The organism is Paenibacillus sp. TC-CSREp1, assembly GCF_050171015.1.
GTDB lineage: Bacteria > Bacillota > Bacilli > Paenibacillales > Paenibacillaceae > Paenibacillus > Paenibacillus silvae.
In genome coordinates this window covers 192253-209331 of record NZ_JBNOKM010000008.1, presented here as the reverse complement: position 1 = coordinate 209331, position 17079 = coordinate 192253, and the positions used below count along the sequence as shown (strand labels likewise).

15 protein-coding genes are annotated in these 17079 nt (G+C 48.2%); 12 read left to right on the top strand and 3 right to left on the bottom strand.

Annotation, left to right across the window (positions count from 1 at the left end):
* Positions 1-62 precede the first annotated feature (62 nt).
* The 3 genes from ACQSGY_RS14110 to dnaI all read left to right on the top strand — a co-directional run bounded on the left by ACQSGY_RS14110 (position 63) and on the right by dnaI (position 3021).
* The gene (locus ACQSGY_RS14110; RefSeq protein ID WP_427052349.1) at positions 63-992 is read left to right on the top strand and encodes an ABC transporter permease; all 930 of its coding nucleotides are present in this window, start codon (positions 63-65) and stop codon (positions 990-992) included.
* Positions 993-1017: 25 nt separating this feature from the next.
* Complete coding sequence (locus ACQSGY_RS14105; protein WP_427052348.1) at positions 1018-1938, top strand: carbohydrate ABC transporter permease; 921 nt, start codon at positions 1018-1020, stop codon at positions 1936-1938.
* A gap of 132 nt (positions 1939-2070) precedes the next feature.
* Entirely contained in the window at positions 2071-3021 is a 951-nt protein-coding gene (gene dnaI / locus ACQSGY_RS14100; RefSeq protein ID WP_111269482.1) for a primosomal protein DnaI, read from the top strand.
* A 175-nt stretch (positions 3022-3196) separates the two neighbouring features.
* Here dnaI and ACQSGY_RS14095 read toward each other — a convergent pair whose 3' ends face one another.
* Positions 3197-3352, bottom strand: a complete 156-nt coding sequence (locus ACQSGY_RS14095) for a YqzM family protein (protein ID WP_110897381.1) — start codon at positions 3350-3352, stop codon at positions 3197-3199.
* Positions 3353-3619: 267 nt separating this feature from the next.
* Between ACQSGY_RS14095 and trxA the strand changes: the two genes are divergently transcribed.
* Both trxA and uvrC read left to right on the top strand, forming a co-directional pair.
* A complete protein-coding gene (trxA, locus tag ACQSGY_RS14090; RefSeq protein WP_110897382.1) occupies positions 3620-3937 on the top strand; it encodes a thioredoxin in 318 nt (105 codons plus the stop codon).
* Between the two features lie 395 nt (positions 3938-4332).
* Positions 4333-6438 carry an excinuclease ABC subunit UvrC gene (uvrC, locus tag ACQSGY_RS14085; protein ID WP_427052347.1) on the top strand — a complete coding sequence of 702 codons (2106 nt, stop codon included), beginning with the start codon at positions 4333-4335 and terminating at the stop codon, positions 6436-6438.
* On the opposite strand, the gene ACQSGY_RS14080 is transcribed toward uvrC, so the two are convergent.
* The gene (locus tag ACQSGY_RS14080; protein WP_427052346.1) at positions 6407-8104 is read right to left on the bottom strand and encodes a CPBP family intramembrane glutamic endopeptidase; all 1698 of its coding nucleotides are present in this window, start codon (positions 8102-8104) and stop codon (positions 6407-6409) included. The two genes, uvrC and ACQSGY_RS14080, sit on opposite strands and share 32 nt — an antisense overlap.
* Before the next feature lie 525 nt (positions 8105-8629).
* Between ACQSGY_RS14080 and ACQSGY_RS14075 the strand changes: the two genes are divergently transcribed.
* Positions 8630-9949 (top strand): TrkH family potassium uptake protein, encoded by a 1320-nt coding sequence (locus ACQSGY_RS14075; protein WP_427052444.1) that lies wholly within the window; start codon positions 8630-8632, stop codon positions 9947-9949.
* 90 nt (positions 9950-10039) lie between these two features.
* Complete coding sequence (locus ACQSGY_RS14070) at positions 10040-10711, top strand: potassium channel family protein (protein ID WP_111269478.1); 672 nt, start codon at positions 10040-10042, stop codon at positions 10709-10711.
* A gap of 42 nt (positions 10712-10753) precedes the next feature.
* Here ACQSGY_RS14070 and ACQSGY_RS14065 read toward each other — a convergent pair whose 3' ends face one another.
* Positions 10754-11677, bottom strand: a complete 924-nt coding sequence (locus ACQSGY_RS14065) for a LysR family transcriptional regulator (RefSeq protein WP_145405364.1) — start codon at positions 11675-11677, stop codon at positions 10754-10756.
* Between the two features lie 297 nt (positions 11678-11974).
* On the opposite strand from ACQSGY_RS14065, the gene ACQSGY_RS14060 reads away from it, so the two are divergent.
* The 5 genes from ACQSGY_RS14060 to ACQSGY_RS14040 all read left to right on the top strand — a co-directional run bounded on the left by ACQSGY_RS14060 (position 11975) and on the right by ACQSGY_RS14040 (position 17043).
* Positions 11975-12643: a succinate dehydrogenase cytochrome b558 subunit gene (locus tag ACQSGY_RS14060; protein ID WP_427052443.1), complete on the top strand. Its 669-nt coding sequence runs from the start codon at positions 11975-11977 to the stop codon at positions 12641-12643.
* A 93-nt stretch (positions 12644-12736) separates the two neighbouring features.
* Positions 12737-14479 carry a succinate dehydrogenase flavoprotein subunit gene (gene sdhA / locus ACQSGY_RS14055; RefSeq protein WP_111269475.1) on the top strand — a complete coding sequence of 581 codons (1743 nt, stop codon included), beginning with the start codon at positions 12737-12739 and terminating at the stop codon, positions 14477-14479.
* Positions 14480-14557: 78 nt separating this feature from the next.
* Positions 14558-14824: a hypothetical protein gene (locus ACQSGY_RS14050; protein WP_427052345.1), complete on the top strand. Its 267-nt coding sequence runs from the start codon at positions 14558-14560 to the stop codon at positions 14822-14824.
* Between the two features lie 300 nt (positions 14825-15124).
* Positions 15125-15889 carry a succinate dehydrogenase iron-sulfur subunit gene (sdhB, locus tag ACQSGY_RS14045; protein WP_145405362.1) on the top strand — a complete coding sequence of 255 codons (765 nt, stop codon included), beginning with the start codon at positions 15125-15127 and terminating at the stop codon, positions 15887-15889.
* 194 nt (positions 15890-16083) lie between these two features.
* On the top strand, positions 16084-17043 hold the full coding sequence (locus tag ACQSGY_RS14040; RefSeq protein WP_427052344.1) for a metallophosphoesterase: 960 nt from the start codon (positions 16084-16086) through the stop codon (positions 17041-17043).
* The last annotated feature ends 36 nt before the right edge of the window (positions 17044-17079 follow it).

Genomic DNA, 17079 nt, shown 5'->3' with positions numbered 1-17079 from the left:
GATCGGGCGGCTGCTTGTAGCGTTCGATCCTTTTTATTCCAGCCTGAAGGAGGATATCCGCAATGAGTACATTTTTGAAAAATCTGATCAAAAACCGAGTCATGCTGCTCATGGTGCTGCCCGGTGCCATCTGGTTTTTCTTCTTCTCTTATCTGCCGCTGGCAGGTACCGTCGCCGCCTTCAAGCAGTACCGCTTCAGTCGTGAAGGCTTCTGGGCCAGCCTCATGAAGAGTGAGTGGGTGGGATGGGATAATTTCAAGTTCCTGTTCAGTACGAATGATGCCTGGCTGATTACACGCAATACACTGCTTTATAACATTGCGATCATTGTTCTTGGTCTGTTTTTTGCGGTTGGACTGGCAATACTGCTCTCCGAACTGATTAACAAACGTCTTGCGAAGCTGTATCAAACCGGGATGTTTCTGCCGTACTTTCTATCCTGGGTTATCGTAGGTTACTTTGTATTCAGCTTCATGAGCATGGATCGCGGCATGCTGAACCAGATCATTGGCTGGTTCGGATTCGAACCGATCCAGTGGTACTCAGAGGCCAGGTACTGGCCGTATATTCTGATTTTCGTTGCGTTATGGAAAACGATTGGATACAACAGCATCGTCTATCTAGCCTCTATTCTAAGCATCGACAAGTCGCTGTATGAAGCCGCCATGATTGATGGTGCGAGCAAATGGCAGCAGATGCGAAATATTACAATACCGCTGCTGTCTCCAATCATTACGATTATGACCTTGCTGGCCGTGGGCCGGATCTTCTACGCGGACTTTGGTCTCTTCTATCAAGTGCCGAGAGATTCGGGAACATTGTATTCCGTTACGAATGTCATTGATACGTATGTCTATCGTGGGCTGAAAACAAGCGGTGAGATCGGCATGAGCACAGCAGCAGGTTTGTATCAATCGGTTGTGGGGTTTGTGCTCGTCATCATCTCGAACTACGTGGTTCGCAAAATCGATAAAGACAGCAGCTTATTCTAGGATTACGAGAAAGGAGTGAACCTCTGTGGCTCAAGTCAGGCTTGTCAAAAAACGTGACTTCCACCACGTATCCGCTGCCTGGAACGTGTTGATGAATATCATCGCCGGACTGTTTGCATTGATCTGTGTATTTCCCTTTATTTTTGTCGTGATTATCTCTTTTACGGACGAAAAAGTGCTGGCTCGCGACGGATATCGTCTGATTCCGTCGGAATGGAGCCTCGCGGCCTATCGGTTTGTCTGGCAAAGTGGTGATACCTTGCTGCGAGCGTACGGGGTGACCCTTCTTGTCACCGTGCTGGGGACCATCATCAGTCTGATTCTGATGTCACTCTATGCCTATGCAATCTCGCGCAAGAGCTTTCGTTATCGGAGATGTTTCTCCATCTTTGCCATTCTGACCATGCTGTTCAATGGAGGCATGATCCCGACGTATATGGTTGTATCCCAATTGCTAGGTATGAAGGATACCATCTGGGCATTAATTCTTCCGCTGGCAATGAATGCCTTTTACATTATGATTTTGCGTACGTTTTATTCGACCAGTGTGCCGGATGCCATTATTGAATCGGCGAGAATGGATGGTGCAGGAGAATTTCATACATTTCTGAAAATCGTCATTCCGTTGTGCCTGCCAGGTCTGGCAACGATCGGTTTGTTCAGCACGCTGGGTTATTGGAACGACTGGTTTAATGCGTTGTTATATATAGATAATCCAAATCTGGTACCGCTGCAGTCTATGCTAATGCGGATTGAGTCGAGCATTCAGTTCATTCAGCAGAACTCAGCCAACAGCTCGATGAGTCTGGCAGCTATGCAGTCCATTCCGCAGGATACGTCCCGAATGGCTATGGTTGTGCTGGCCACGCTGCCGATTATATTCGCATATCCGTTCTTCCAGCGTTATTTTGTTCAGGGTCTGACGGTGGGTGCTGTAAAAGAATAACGGGATGCCTCTACAGGATCAGAGAGGGGACCCCTATCTCACCAGAGCAATTTTCCAAATGTATCAGTTGAGTTATTGATGGCTTTTCTATAGAATGAACTGTATTAATACCACCAAAGGGGGCTTGAAGCCATGGAATCCTTGGGAGGACTGCTTCAGCAGCTGAACCCTTCCTTTCGTGAGCAGTCGCGGCGAATTATGGCGGATTTGCTGGAGGACCCGTATGTGCGTGAGTTCCGCGCAGGTCATCCTGAACTGAAAGATGCACAGCTCATGCCTGACCTGAGCAAGCTGTATCAGTATGCCAAAGATTCGAAGAACTGCGCGAATTGTCCTGGACTGGACAACTGTCCCAACGATTTTCAGGGTCATTTTTGCAAACTGGAAGTTGAGAACTTCAACGGTAAACCCGAAATTATAGATATCAAGGCACCTTGCTCGAAACAGATCGCCCGTCAGAACGAACATATGATCAAGCAGCGGATTCGCAGCTTCTATGTGGACGAACGTGCTTTAAGTGCGGGATATAATGATGTGGAGATTATGGGTAAGGATCGCCTGCGTGCACCAGCGGTGAACCGGGTGCTGCGTTATATCAGTGAAACGAAGGCAAACGGACTTTCAACGCAGGGACTGTATCTGGAAGGCTCATTCGGAACCGGCAAAACGTTCCTGATGTGTTATCTGCTGCATGAACTCGCAGTTGCGGGACATACAGGTGTCATCATTTATATGCCTGATTTTGTGGAGGATTTGAAGTCCATGATCAGTGAGGGGCAGAAGCTGAAGGAAATGACGGACATTTTGAAAAGCTGTGATCTGCTTATCTTTGATGATATTGGTGCAGAGAACCTCAACCCATGGGTACGTGATCATGTCATGGGCTCCATTCTTAATTATAGGATGAATCGCAAGCCGACGTTTTATACGTCTAACTACAACCTGGAAGGGCTTGAGAAACATCTGAGCTTCACCAATCGGGATGGGGAGGAAACGAATAAAGGTCAGCGTCTGATGGACCGGATTCGTCCATTTGTAGATGTCATTCAAGTACGGGGCGAGAATCAGCGGGGCAAGAGCTGAGTTATTTTTCTTATTAAGCCGAGTTCTTATGCAAAAAGGTTTATGGCGTTAACAGCTGGAATCATTGTGATCTTACGTTAAAATAACACAGATGCACCCAAAAAAGCCTGGCTTTCGCAATATGCGAGAACCGGGCTTTTCTGGTCTGTGGGAGCCTGAAACTGCCTTGAACATCTTATTCGGTCAGGAATTTAAAAATTACCATACCAAAAAAGATAACTGTCATCAGACCACCCATGCCGACAACGCCCATAATCAGATCGAAGAGATCGTTTCGGGGCTCCTCGTTCACATGCTCACGCGGGTCGGTCATCCGAATATTAGCGTCCATCGTATTGCCTCCTTATGAGGATTGACAGCTTGGCTGCTGTAAGCAGGGCTGCAACCCGGAGTAATTTTAGTATACTTGGAAAAGAAAGCGTTTGTAAAGAATTTGCAGATGGTGTGCTGCACCTGTAATTGTGAAGATTTCATGTTGGGAAGATGAACATTAGTCGTTCGTTTCACAAGTTTAACGCACATGTGTTATACTGGAAGTGTCGTTCACGACGTTACAGGTTAAAATAAAACCGTAAGTATATATAAGGAGGACAATTTCATGGCTATTGTTAACGTATCCGATCAATCCTTTAACACGGAAGTCGAAGGAGAAGGAACGGTTCTGGTTGATTTCTGGGCGCCTTGGTGTGGTCCTTGCAAAATGCTCGCACCAATCCTGGAGGAGCTGTCCGCAGAAGTTGGCGATTCCGTTAAAATTGCGAAAGTCAACGTAGATGAAAATCCGGAATCTGCTTCCCGCTTTGGCGTAATGAGCATTCCAACGTTGATCTTCTTCAAGGATGGTCAACCGGTAGATAAAGTGGTTGGTCTGAACTCGAAGGACGCGCTCAAAGGTATTATCGAAAAACATCAATAATCAGTACAGCAACAAAATATGTGCAGGCTGACACATCGCCTCCGGTTTACATGCCGGGGGCGTTTTGCGTCGAAAAGCGATATGCAGGACAATATAAAAGTAATATATAAATGATGTGATAAATTATTTATATTATATAATTGAATATAAAATGAAACTGGAAATTTACATGATTAACGGAGAAGACAGAAAAGAACTGGAGAAGCGGAGCTAAAAGCTTTCTGAAAGAAAGCTGCACCGGAAGCATCTGCTGTAGTGTTTATCACCGGATTTTCCCCTTTGGAAAGGGATCAGAAAAATCTGGGGATAACAGCGATCGAAGGTTCATTCTGTCATCGGAGTGTAACATGTAAGGTGAAGGCTTCAATTTTTCGGAAGGGAGGACCCACCGAATTATGGACCCATTTATGCAGCAGTTAGAAGAGCAGGAGCAGGCACTGGAGCAGATTCGTCACAAGCTCGCACTGCTTCCGGATATGCCGGGCTGTTATCTGATGAAGAACAGTGAAGGGACCATCATCTACGTTGGTAAAGCTAAAGTGCTCAAAAACCGTGTGCGCTCTTATTTTATTGGCAGCCATAACGGAAAAACGCAGCGTCTTGTTTCTGAAATTCGTGATTTCGAGTACATCGTGACAGGCAGCAATATGGAAGCTCTCATTCTGGAATGTAACCTGATCAAAAAGCATATGCCTCGTTATAACGTTTTGCTCAAAGACGACAAGACCTTTCCTTATCTTAAAATAACGAATGAAAAGCATCCGCGGCTCGAAGTCACCCGCCGTGTGCTGAAAGATAAAGCCAAATACTTCGGTCCTTACCCGAACTCGTATGCGGCACATCAAACGAAAAAACTGCTGGACCGCATGTATCCGCTGCGCAAATGTGGTGTGATGCCGAAGGAAGTCTGCTTGTATTATCACATGGGCCAATGCCTTGCTCCTTGCGTGAAGGAGATTGGCAAAGAGCAGTATGACGAGATTTCACAGGAGATCGGATCATTTCTGAGCGGTGGTCATGAAGAGATCAAAAAGGATTTGCAGCGTAAAATGCAGGAAGCGGCCGAAGATTTGTACTTCGAACGTGCCAAAGAGCTGCGTGATCAGGTGATTGCGATTGATGCAATCATGGAAAAACAGAAAATTACGATGGCAGATGCAAGAGACCGCGACGTCTTTGGGTTTGCGATTGATAAGGGCTGGATGTGCGTCCAGATTCTATATATGCGTCAGGGAAAAATGATCGAACGTCACGTGTCCACCTTCCCGTTTTACGGCGAGGCTTATAGTGATTTCATGTCCTATGTTACACAGTATTACAGCGACAATCCGGCCTTACCGCAGGAAATCCTGCTGCCAGAGATGCCGAAGGAGCTGCTCATTGGCGAGCATGTTACCGATTCGGCACATTTGCACGATATAAATACGCCAGAGCATGGGCAGGCTGCGGTAACGGCCGAATCCACGCAGGAGGAACAGCCGTTAGAAGCCAACCCTGTGATAGCTGCTGAGCCGCTCGTTGCCGAGACTCGAGCAGCTTACGAGGCGAGTACTGCAGAGGAAACAAAGAGCGATGCTGCCGATGAACTGCATAGCGAAGCCGAAACCGAAGCTGCTAATGCCAAGCTGCCATCCGAGCAGGAGGACCCGTCCCAGATGGCGGCTGCCCTTCAGGAATGGCTGGAGATCAAGGTGCACATTCCGCAGCGCGGGTTGAAGCGTCAGATGATTACGATGGCACTCGACAATGCGCGAGTGGCGCTCGAAGAGAAATTCCGTCTGATCGAACGCAACGAAGAGCGTACTTCGAAAGCATCTGAAGGTTTGGGACGCTGGATCGGTCTGGAGCAGCTGCGCCGGATTGAAGCCTTTGATAACTCAAACATTCAGGGAACCAACCCGGTATCGGCCATGATTGTATTTACGGATGGCAAGCCGGATAAGAAGGAATATCGCAAGTATAAAGTGCGTTCTGTTGAAGGCCCAGATGATTATGAAACGATGCGGGAAGTCATTCGCCGGCGTTATGAGCGGGTGCTTAAAGAAAACCTGACCCAGCCTGACCTCATCGTGGTCGATGGGGGTAAAGGGCAGATTTCGGCCGCAGTGGATGTGCTTGAAAACGAGTTGGGCTTGTTTATTCCGGTCTGCGGATTGGTGAAGGATGCGAAACACAAAACATCCCAGCTGATGATCGGCAACCCGCCGGAGGTTATCGCCTTGCCTCGGGATAGTCAGGAATTCTATCTGCTGCAGCGGATTCAGGAAGAGGTTCACCGTTTTGCCATTTCGTTCCACCGTGAGCAGCGCGGCAAATCCATGGTTACATCCAGGCTGGATGCCATTCCGGGCATTGGGGAGAAGCGGCGTAAGCTACTGCTCAAGCATTTCGGCTCTTTACGCAAAATTAAAGAGGCCAGCGTCGAAGACTTCCGGCCTCTATCTATTGGTGACAAGCTGGCAAATCAGATTATTGCAGCACTTCGTGATGAGGAGTCGTAACATACGGCTTCTCTTTTTGTTTGGGATTAAAACGATAAATTACATATCCCACGATAGCTGGAAGTACAATCCAGAAGATGCCGGCACCGATGTTCAATGCATCTCCCATGAAAATCAGACTGAGTCCCATCAATAGACTATCGAAGATGACGTGAGCAAACACAACGGCAATGAAACCGTGGCGCAGCATAATCAGGCTGAACAGCAAGCCGATAACGGTCAGCTCGATCGGGCGTGTAATGACAGGATAGATCGGATACAGCGTATGTCCCAGTGCCCATATGATCGTAGGGATCAAGCAGGCGATAAACGTATTGCGCACCACCTTTTGCATCATACGTATTCCGAACAAGCGATATACCGCTTCTTCACCAATCCCGGCCATCCAGGCCATAATCGGGAAAACCCAGGCGTATGTCATGTTATAGGTGGATTGATCCGCTGACGTTGTGGACCATGTGCCAATGCTCCGCTCCAGAATAAAGAACAGCACCGATTGTACACCCAATAAAATGAAAGCCCACAGATATCCAGTGTACATGCTATGGAGAACATATTTGCCGTAACCGGGCTCCTTGGCCCGAGGCCATGGATTCCAGCCGATTTTGCGCCACATCCCGTCTCCTGCCACAAGGGACAAATAGATGGTAACACTCATCACAATCGTAAGTCCTGTTTGAATGAGCATGAGGAACGCCAGCATGAAGCTGGAAAGTCCTTGTGCCTGAAACAGCGGCAGCATGTTCAGTGTACCGATCATGGAAGCCGCGAAGTACACAATTGACAATACCACTCCTCGTTTGAACGACGTGTTCGCACGAGCCAGAATGCTGTAGATGATAGCAAGCACCCCGAGCACAAACGTCAAAAAGGCGTAACCACCGTAGGTTAACCAGTTCGCAAGTTGGGTCTGGTCCTTCACATAATCCGTATGTGCCTTCGGTACCGAGAATCCGGGATTAAAGGAACGCACTGCACCATTTTCAAACGTAAACTTCAGCTCTAGCCTGGAATCTCCGATTGTTTTACTCGCATCGGTGTACTTCAGACCCGGTTCGCCATCTCGTGTATCCAGTTGAAGCGATGGCACATCATAACCGAATTCTTTCAGGATTCCAGCGGCAAGAGTTTCTTTCTCGTTCAGAGGCATGTGGCCTTCTGCAACCGATTCCGAGGTGGTTGGCATGCCCTGTTCCTGCTGGGATTCAATAGCTGTATACATAGAGGAAGGCAGCACATGTTTGAACGCGACAACCTTTCCGGTTTTCATATGTACATCAACGTTAAGGTAACCGCCTTTGTCCTGATCTATCAAGCGCACGCGATACACATCATAAGGGTAGGTTTTTTCCCACTGCTTATTGTAGGTATCGAGCTGCTTGGTCTTCGCCATGTATCCGTAAATATCAGAATGGGTCTGATAGGTTACAAGAGGTTTATTGGCGCTGCTTGGCAGTGTATAGTCATCCACCGAAGCTGCGAATGATCGTGCCGCTTGCACTGCCTGCTCCTTGCTGATGTAGGCTGCAGATGAAATTTCTGTCGTTTGTGAAGAAGTTGCAGGGAAGATCTGAAACACAAAAAATAAAATCAGGCCAATCACCGCAAGCAACCCCAAACGCATGAAGTTAGCCTTTAACTGCAAAGGCTGCCCTAAGGGATTCATAAAAGCAAGTTCCTCCTTATATTCAATTCCATATTAATGTAAAGATAGCACAGGGCAAGCACCCAATGCCAATGACATAACGAAAACGGGTGCAAAACTTTGAAAATGAATGAAAATGATCGAAACACTTCGATTCAGTGATCCCGATATGCATGTTTTTGCCGTTTTGGTCAAATTCGATGTTATTTACACAAAAATCGTTTTGTCTGCATGGCCTGCAGCGCGTATAATTTTGAAGCAATATGCTGTAATCCGCATGTCTCGGGTCGAACAAGGGAACGAATAGAACAATATAGAACAAATCATATCACTTGGAATGCAAGGGATACGAACAGGATAGGTACGGATTCCGATAATTATGTAACAAACTCAATAACATGTACCAATCCAAATGATGTGTTGCATGTACCAATTCAAATGATATGTTGCCCGTTTATATTTCATACATGTGCTCCACCGAATGGAGTTCATTTTTTTATTTGTGCAGAGGTGGTTGATATTGAAGTGAAAGCGAATGTTCAATGGATGCGATTATCGCCGCCCCGTATTCTGGTGTTAGGGTTTGCCAGCATCATTATGCTTGGCACGTTGCTGCTCATGCTGCCGGTCTCCAGCCGCAACGGGGAAAGTCTGGCTTTTATCGATGCGCTCTTTACGGCAACGTCGGCTGTTTGTGTAACAGGGCTGGTGGTTGTTGATACAGGAACCTACTTTTCAGTGCTGGGTCAGGTCATCATAGCGATTCTGATTCAGATTGGCGGCCTTGGCTTCATGACGATGTCAACGCTGGTGGCGATCGCATTTAAAAGGAAAATATCACTGAAAGAACGGTTGATTTTGCAGGAAGCGATGAATCAAAGCACGATGGAGGGCATTGTGAGGCTGATTCGCAAGGTAGTCATCTACTCGCTTATTCTGGAGGGGATTTGCGGTACTTTGTTTGCCTTACGCTGGTCGTTTGATATGCCGATTGGCCGGGCGATTTATTATGGATACTGGCATGCCATCTCGATGTTTAACAACGCCGGGTTCGACATGTTTGGTGATTTTCGCAGTCTGACCGGGTATGTCTATGATCCGTTTGTCAATTTTACCGCCATGTTTCTGATTGTTTCCGGGGGTATCGGTTTTGTTGTGCTCTCCGATCTGGTGGATTATCACAAGACAAAGAAGCTGTCGCTGCATTCCAAAGTGGTTCTGCTTATGACTGCTTTGCTCATTGTATTTGGAGCGCTGGTTATCTTTGTATTTGAATTCAGCAACCCGCGAACGCTGGGCGGTCTGAACTGGGGCGGTAAAATACTCGGCTCGTTCTTCCAATCGGTAACACCGCGCACAGCCGGAGCGAATACGGTGGACATTGCCGGACTGCGGCAGGCTACGCAATTTTTCATGATTATTCTGATGTTTATCGGCGCGTCTCCAGGATCGACCGGGGGCGGCATCAAAACAACAACATTTCTGATTATGGCAGGGGCCGTCATTGCAATGATGCGCGGGCGGGAAGACATCGTTTTTTTCCGGTATCGGCTTGTGCAGGAACGCATCTTCAAGGCACTCACCATTACACTGCTGGCATTGTTGTTTATTATTACGGTTACGATGGTGCTGAGCACAACAGAGGACAGTAGCTTTTTGATGATTTTATTTGAGACAACGTCCGCTTTCGGTACGGTAGGACTTTCTCTCGGGCTGACGCTGAAGCTGACCACCTTTGGCAAGCTAATGATCTGTTTTACGATGTTTGCAGGACGGCTTGGACCCATTACGTTGGCGTACGCACTGGGGCAGAAAAACAAAAAAGAGCTGTACAGGTATCCTGAAGGCAAGATGATTATTGGTTAATAATGAATAGGCTAATACTTGAGGATTAGGTTGGTTAATGATGATGGGGTTGCTTGATGATTATTTGGATAGAAGGGTTCGTGAAGAACGATGAAAAAACAGCAGTTTGCGGTAATTGGACTTGGACGCTTCGGCTCCAGTCTGGCGCAGGAGTTGATGGAACTCGGTTACGAGGTGCTTGGGATTGATAAAAATGAAGAGCTTGTCGAAGACATGAGTGATCTGGTCACTCACGCTGTCGTTGCAGATGCGACGGATGAGGAAGTACTGCGCTCTTTGGGCATTCGTAATTTCGACTGCGGCATCGTTGCCATTGGTGACGATATCCAGACGAGTATTCTTACCGCCATCCTGCTCAAAGAACTGGGAGTCAAAACGGTTGTGGCTAAAGCCATCTCTGTTCTTCACGGACGGGCGCTAGACAAGCTGGGCATTGACCGTGTTGTGTACCCGGAACGGGATATGGGCATCCGGGTCGCTCACCAGCTGGTGACACCCAACCTGCTGGATTACATCGAATTGTCCAATGATTACAGCATTGTGGAGATGAAGGTGCCAGCCTGTCTGCACAATAAAACACTGTCCACCCTTAACGCCCGGGTGCGCTTTAACTGCAGCATCGTAGCTCTGCAAAAGGAAGCAGGCGTGATCATTGCCCCGACAGCAATGGATTCATTGCAAATGGGGGATATAATGGTCATTATTGGCAATAATGATGACATCGACCGGTTTGAGGAAGAGGTCATTAGTCAGGAGAGCTGAGCAGGCGGGGGATTATGTATCCCCCATGTGTTCTTCTTTTCATCAAGGCGCTGTTGTTCTCCGTGAGGGCAATGGCGCTTTTGTAGTAAAAAATGCAGCTGTCTCCCGGACCCACTGTCTGGAGGTTTCGCTGAGGTCCTCCTTTTCCCCGTAAATCATGCAGGTTGTTCTTCGGGTCTGCCTGAGCTGTGGCAAATGCACGGCAGCCAGATCATTGTCTGCCAGCAGCTGCGGACGAAGGTAGGATTTGGGCAGCAGGGCAGCGGCTTTACAGGTCGGCAGCAGGCGGATAATGGCCTCAAAGGAGTCGATCTCCATGCGAATGTCAGGCATCACGGTGCAGCGCTGAAACAGATCATCGGTCAACTTGCGGTACCATGTTCCTTTGGAGAACGTAATCATCGGCAGATCCTGCAAATGCTCCATCCCGGCTTCTTTGCCTGCCAGCGGGTGCGTAAGTGGCACGACCAGCTCCAGGTGATCATCAAACAGAGGCACACAGTTCAGCCCTGCTTCACTGATGGAGGAGGCAACGATGCCGACATCTGCTTTTTTATCACGCACAAAAGAAACGATCTCATGCGTTTTGCCTGTTAACAGCTTCAATTCGGCATGGGGATGCTTCTCCATAAAAGCGTTGACCAGTGGAGGCAGAGTCGTCTGAAGAGTCGTCAGGCTGGCGCCGAGCGTAATAATGCTCTGTTCTTCATCTTTATATTGAGACAGCATGGTGAGAAATTTCTGCTGCTGCTGTTTCTGTTCCACGGCGAAGGTGTATGCGAGCTGACCTACACTTGTTAATTCCAGCCGTTTGCCCCGGCGGTGAAAGAGGGATACCCCCAGTTCATCCTCCAGCTTGGAGATTTTACGGGAGAGTGCGGGCTGGGACAGGTTCAGTAATTTGGAAGCGCGGTTCAGGCTGGACTGCTCTACAACCGCCGCAAATGCGTTTAATTCTTCGAACATGAACACAAACCTCTCTTCTTCGTGAGTGTGATTCTTGCCCTTGATTAATTTTTTTTCTTATTGTATGGCTTTTAAGTCGGTTGTTTAGAGCTTATACCTATAGGTTATAACATTTAATAATTATATTGCAATTCCCTTATAAGAAAAAAAGGAGTAACATGAGTTGTGACACAAGTTGTTCACACCTGAACAAATCGGAACAATTTGTCGAACTTTCCTGCTCAGGAAGGATTCGTGTCATGATATGCGAATGTATTTATGAAAACGTTGTATTTAGCGAAAGGGGATCGACATTTTATGAAAGGGTTTTACTCCAGAAAGCTGCACTCCTTGCTTGGCGTCATTCCGCTCAGTTTGTTTTTTGTTGAGCATCTGGTGACGAACTTCTCGGCAGTTGAAGGCGGCAAAGAAGCTTTTAACGGTGCGGTTGCCTTCCTGAACAGTCTGCCGCTCGTCATCGTTTTGGAAACGTTTCTGATCTGGCTGCCGCTGTTCTATCACGGTGTATATGGTCTGTACATTGCTTATCAGGCCAAGCCGAACGTGGGTCGTTACGGCAATGAGCGCAACTGGCGCTACACGCTCCAGCGCGTCAGTGGTGTCATCACATTTGTATTTGTGATCTGGCACGTGTGGGAGACGCGTGTGCAAGTGGCTCTCGGTAATGTAACACACGAACAGCTTGGCGGTGTGATCCATGACATCGTGATGAATCCGGTAACGTTTATTTTATATCTGATCAGTGTTGTGGCGGCATCCTATCACTTTGCCAACGGGCTCTGGTCATTCCTCGTTAGCTGGGGAATCACAGTCGGACCTCGTGCACAGCGCGTATCCTCGTATGTGTGCATGAGCTTGTTCGCTATTATTTCCATCATGTTTATCGCTTCATTGTTTGCTTTCCGGAACGTAGATTTTCAGACAGCTACTTCAATGATTGATACGGTAAAATCAGTTCTGGTTTAATTTTGTAAACAAGTGCTTGTCTCTATTTGTATGTGAATTAACATTCTCTGGTCTGAATTTTGAAAGACGCTGATAATAAGGAGTGAACTAGCAATGGCATCATCGAATGTAATTATTGTGGGCGGCGGTCTCGCGGGATTGATGGCGGCGATCAAATCGGCTGAAGCCGGAGTCCATGTTCATTTATTTTCATTAGTTCCTGTGAAAAGATCACACTCCGTATGTGCCCAGGGCGGCATCAACGGAGCGGTAAATACCAAAGGGGAAGGCGATTCCCCATGGGTACACTTTGATGATACGGTATATGGCGGTGACTTCCTTGCCAACCAGCCGCCAGTTAAGGCGATGTGCGAAGCAGCACCTGGCATTATTCACCTGATGGACCGGATGGGCGTTATGTTCAACCGTACACCGGAAGGTTTGCTTGATTTCCGCCGTTTCGGCGGTACGAAGCATCACCGTACGGCATTTGCCGGAGCGACAACAGGACAGCAGCTGCTGTACGCACTGGATGAGCAAGTACGCCGCTGGGAAGCAGCGGGTCTCGTAACCAAGTATGAAAACTGGGAGTTCCTGCAAGCTGTTATTGATGATGAAGGCGTGTGCCGCGGTATTGTGGCACAGGATTTGAAATCCATGAAGGTGCAGACCTTCCCGGCTGAAGCTGTTATTCTGGCGAGCGGTGGTCCTGGTATCATTTTCGGTAAAACGACGAACTCTGTCATCAACACAGGTACTGCTGCAAGTGCGGTGTACCAGCAGGGTGTGAATTATGCTAACGGTGAGTTCATTCAGATTCATCCGACAGCCATCCCAGGGGACGACAAGCTGCGCCTCATGTCCGAATCCGCGCGCGGTGAAGGCGGACGGATCTGGACATACAAAGACGGCAAGCCTTGGTACTTCCTTGAGGAAAAATATCCTTCTTACGGTAACCTTGTACCGCGTGATATCGCGACGCGTGAAATCTTCAGTGTCTGCGTAGACATGGGACTGGGTGTAAACGGTGAGAACATGGTGTATCTTGACCTTTCTCACAAAGATCCGAAGGAGCTGGATGTCAAGCTGGGCGGAATTATCGAAATCTATGAAAAATTCATGGGTGACGATCCACGTAAAATTCCGATGAAAATCTTCCCGGCAGTCCACTATTCCATGGGCGGCATGTGGGTAGACTACAACCAAATGACAAACATTCCGGGGCTGTTCGCAGCTGGCGAATGTGAATATCAATATCACGGTGCGAATCGTCTGGGAGCAAACTCTCTCGTATCCGCGATTTACGGTGGTATGGTGGCTGGACCGAAAGCGGCTGAATATATCAAAGGACTCAAAAAATCGTCCGCAGATATTTCTTCTTCCGTATTCGACGGTTATACGAAGCGCCAGACCGAGAAATACGAAGGTATCCTGAAAATGCAAGGTACCGAGAATGCTTATGTAATCCACAAAGAGCTGGGCGAGTGGATGACGGCGAACATGACGGTGGTACGTTACAACGACAAGCTGGAAGCGACCATCGGCAAAATCAAGGAATTGAAAGAGCGTTATGGCAAAATCAACATGTACGACAACTCCGGCTGGAACAATCCGGGCGCGGCGTTTACCCGCCAATTGTGGAACATGCTTGAGCTTGCTGAAGCAATGACACTGGGTGCACTGCTTCGTAACGAGAGCCGCGGAGCGCACTACAAGCCGGAATTCACGGAGCGTAACGATGAGGAGTTCCTGAAAACAACGATCGCAAGCTGGACGAAGGAAGGTCCACAAATCTCGTACGAGCCAGTGGACGTATCCCTGATTCCACCGCGTATCCGTGACTACTCGAAGGACTAATCTGTACGATTCAGCTTAATTATTCAATAGGTGAACTATTAAGCTGCTGTTCATAATTACAGCAAAGCAACATCCAAGGTGAAAGGGCGTTCCGCGACCGAAGCGTCCACCCGAGCACCAACAAAAAAAGCTTTGCGCACCATCATTCCATTCAAGGGCCCCATATTAGCGGGCTTCCAGCAAACGATTGCAATCCAGCATGAATGGATTGCTGTTTCCAGCAAAGCGCCATCCAAGGTGCAAGGGCACAGCGGAGGAAGCGGAAATGGCCGAAAGAAGCGAAGCGTTCGCGTTTATGATCGAATTTTCATCCTATATAAGTTGAACTATTCATTTACACGTTAACGGAGGGGACAGAAAAAACCTGAAAAAGCGGAGCGGTCGCCTTTATCACCGGATTTTCCCCTTTGGAAAAGGGTGTCGAAAAAATCTGGGGATAACAGCGATTGGAAGGTTATTCTGTCATCGGAGTGGCTTGTGTAAATTCTTTGGTTCAACTTATATAGTAAGGGTGGATCCAAAAAATTCGAGGGTAATGGCGATCGAAAGGGCATTCCACGACCGGAGCGTGCCACCCGAGCACCAAGAATAGAAGCTTTGCGCACCAGCAATACAATCATCGTCACCAGAGGAGGGGACAACGATATGGCGGAACAAGCAACAGCAAGCAAAACCGTCAAGTTTATTATCACCCGTCAGGACAGCCCGGAGTCATCTTCGTATACAGAGGAGTTTGAGCTTCCGTATCGTCCGAACATGAACGTGATCAGCGCCCTGATGGAGATTCAGCGGAATCCGGTGAACAAGGATGGCAAGTCCATCGCTCCGGTATGCTGGGAATCCAACTGTCTTGAAGAAGTGTGCGGCGCCTGCTCCATGATTATCAATGGCAAACCGCGTCAAGCGTGTGCAGCTTTGATCGACAAGCTTGAGCAGCCGGTTCGGATCGAACCGATGAAAACATTCCCGGTAGTACGTGACCTGGTCATTGACCGTTCCCGGATGTTTAATGCACTGAAACGTGTGAAGGCATGGATTCCAATTGATGGAACGTATGACCTTGGTCCGGGACCACGGATGCCTGAGAAGAAGCGCCAGTGGGCTTACGAGCTGTCCAAATGTATGACTTGCGGTGTATGTCTCGAAGCTTGTCCTAACGTGAATGAGAAAACGGACTTTATCGGTCCGGCTGCGCTGTCCCAGGTTCGTCTGTTTAATGCTCACCCTACAGGTGAGATGAATGCAGAAGAGCGCTTGGAAGCGCTGATGGAAGATGGCGGTATTGAAGGCTGCGGTAACTCGCAGAACTGTGTGCGTTCATGTCCGAAAGGCATCCCGCTCACAACGTCTATTGCCGAAATGAATAAACAGACAACCAAGCATATGTTCAAACGCTGGTTAGGTGTATAAACAAGTGTAACGCTGATACAGCGTTCTGCTCTGTTACTTGAAGAAGTCGTGATTCCGCGCAGCAATCGCCGGTATTACGGCTTCTTTTGCCATCCGCCAAAGGAACCGGGTGTTTCGTGAAGAATATGGTATACTACAGGGATGAATACGGCCGTTAACGGTCTTGAAGAAGCCCGATGCGAGGAGGGGGAGAGATGGGACAGACACCGCGTACACACAGCAGCAGCTCGCCGTCCCGGCGCTTGAGCAGAACGGACAGTTCGAAGGAACCTCTTTTTCCCGGAGAAGAAAAGGATCATGACCCTTCTCGTCGAAGTTTTCAACTGCGGAAAATCATTATGACCCTGGGAGCAAGCATGCTGACACTAGGGTACGCACTATGGGAACCAAGGCTATTACAGATTAGCCATATTAATCTCAAGCTCCCGTCGTTCCCGGCATCGTTTAACGGATTGCGCATCGTTCATTTCAGTGATGCACATCTGGGCTTCCACACCGGGGTAAAGCAATTGAACAAGCTGGCAGCACGAATAAAGGAGCAGCAGCCTGACCTGATCTGTTTTACCGGGGATATGGTGGAGAGGCAGGCCGGACCAATGCGCGAATGTGTACCCGTTCTCGCCTCAATGACAGCGAAATACGGGAAGTTTGCGGTTTGGGGTAATCATGATTATCGAGGGCAGCAGCAGCAGGATGTGCAGAATATGTTTGAGGAAGCGGGCTTTACACTACTGTGCAATGAGCATGTGATTATAGAAAAAGATGGAGACCAGCTTGCTGTTACAGGTCTGGATGATGCCTTAACGGGCAGCCCTGACCCGGAAGCAGCTGTTGCCGGACTGAAGCAGCATGTCTGGAAAATGCTGCTTATGCATGAACCGGATTATGCTGATTATGCAGCTCCGTATGGATTCGGATTGCAGCTGTCGGGTCACAGCCATGGCGGTCAGGTTCGTTTTCCCTGGTTTGGTGCGATGACGACCCCGCGGGGTTCACGTAAATATATACAGGGGCTGCACTACACCTCCCGGCATCACATGCCCGTGTATGTAAATCGTGGATTTGGCATGACACTGCTGCCCATTCGTTTTCTGTGCCGGCCGGAGTTGACGGTGCTTCACTTGCAATCAGACAATGAAAGCAATCATTCTTAGGAAGAATGCTAAGATATCAGATGGGATTGGAATATA